Origin of the sequence: Novosphingobium sp. MBES04 (assembly GCF_000813185.1) — a bacterium.
In the GTDB taxonomy this organism is placed as follows: domain Bacteria; phylum Pseudomonadota; class Alphaproteobacteria; order Sphingomonadales; family Sphingomonadaceae; genus Novosphingobium; species Novosphingobium decolorationis.
Genome location: NZ_DF850507.1, coordinates 1 through 1,154, shown reverse-complemented (window position 1 = coordinate 1,154; position 1,154 = coordinate 1). Strand labels below are relative to the sequence as shown.

The 1,154-nt window shown below is 62.0% G+C and carries 1 pseudogene; it reads left to right on the top strand.

Annotation, left to right across the window (positions count from 1 at the left end):
* Window positions 1–70: 70 nt before the first annotated feature.
* Window positions 71–1,154: pseudogene (locus MBENS4_RS23680) on the top strand (IS630 family transposase).

The window sequence follows — 1,154 nt, the reverse complement described above, 5'->3', positions numbered from 1 at the left end:
GTGGATTGACCGCAACGAAAGAGTCCGTCTGGGGATTCCCACCGGCTTGCAGGCGTGCCAGTCTCGGAGGATGCGCGATGGGATCAGCTTCACCGTTTCGGCTTCCGACCGTCAACGCCTGGACGACATCGTGTCGGCTCCCTTGAGCCCGCAGAAACATGTCTGGCGCGCCCGTATCGTGCTTTTGAGCAGCGATGGCCTGGGGCACCTCGGCGATCATGGCGGCCACAGGCAAGTCGAAGACCTGCGTGTGGCGCTGGCAGGAGCGCTTCATGCACGAAGGTGTAGATGGTCTTCTTCGCGACAAGTCCCGTCCGCCCGGCAAGGCGCCAGTGTTGCCCAAGCGCGTGGCGGAGATTGTCCGGCTGACGCAGGAACCGCCGCCGCATGAGGCAACCCACTGGACGGCGCGCGCGATGGCCAAAGCGGTCGGGCTTGCCGTTTCGACAGTGCAGTCGATCTGGAAGGCGCATGGGCTTGCTCCGCATCGCTGGCGCAGCTTCAAGCTGTCGAACGATCCGGCTTTCGCCGAAAAGCTCACCGAGATCGTCGGCCTCTATGTCGATCCGCCCGCCCATGCGGTGGTCCTGTCGATCGACGAGAAATCGCAGATACAGGCGCTCGACCGCACCCAGCCCGGCCTGCCGATGAAGAAGGGCCGCGCCGGTACCCTGACCCATGACTACAAGCGCCACGGCACGACCACGCTGTTTGCTGCACTCAACGTACTCGACGGAACCGTCATCGGGCAGAACATGCAGCGTCACCGCCACCAGGAGTTCATCCGCTTCCTCAATCGGATCGAGCGCGAAGTGCCCAAGGATAAGGCGATCCACGTGATCCTCGACAACTATGCCGCACACAAGAAGGACAAGGTCCAGGAGTGGCTCGCCCGCCATCCGCGCTGGACTTTCCACTTCACGCCAACTTCTTCCTCATGGCTCAATGCCGTCGAGGGCTTCTTCGCAAAGCTGACCAGGCGGCGCCTCAAGCACGGCGTCTTCCACTCCGTCGTCGAGCTCCAGGCTGCCATCAACCGGTTCATCCGGGAGTACAATGCCGATAACCCCAAGCCCTTCATCTGGAAGGCCAATCCGGATGACATCATCGCCGCTCGAAATCGAGGGTTCCAAACGTTGGAGTCAATCCACTAG